We start from the raw sequence: 522 nt of genomic DNA on the forward strand, positions 1-522 counted from the left end.
GCAGGCCCCAGAAGAAGCGGCTGTGGCTGGCGCAGTACCCGTACTCGGCCCATCCGGCCAGGTCGGAGCGTTTGACGGTCTCCCGGGAGCGTCCGCACTCCACGGGCGTGGAATCCACGATCCACACGTCGTCGCTCCATACGGAGGTGTCGGTGGCCAGCAGCCGGGTCACTCGCCGCAGCAGTCCGGCGGCCTTGCGCAGCCGCTTGTTGTAGCCGGGCTGCTTCGGCAGGTAGGGGAAGAGATGCCGCAGGTGGCAACGGGCATGGCGAAGCCACTTCGCCTCGGAGGTGAATCCGAGCATGGCCTGCATCATCGCGAGTGTGACCAGCTCCGCATCGGCCAGTTGCGGAACGATCCCTATGGCCGGACGCCAGGGCGCCAGATGCGGTGATGCCTTCAGGAGGTCGTCGGTCTTCACATAGAGTGCGGTGGCGAGGGAGTCCAACTCTGTCTTCACACACCGACGTTGGGCTCCCTTCCCTTGTGCGCGCAGCCGACCCCTTGGAATCGATCATCTAG

At 65.5% G+C, this 522-nt stretch carries 1 pseudogene; it reads right to left on the reverse strand.

From position 1 onward, the window contains the following. Positions 1 to 460: pseudogene (locus PV682_RS44200) on the reverse strand (IS982 family transposase); the annotation flags it as partial. Positions 461 to 522: the final 62 nt, after the last annotated feature.

The organism is Streptomyces niveiscabiei (assembly GCF_033794345.1).
In the GTDB taxonomy this organism is placed as follows: domain Bacteria; phylum Actinomycetota; class Actinomycetes; order Streptomycetales; family Streptomycetaceae; genus Streptomyces; species Streptomyces niveiscabiei.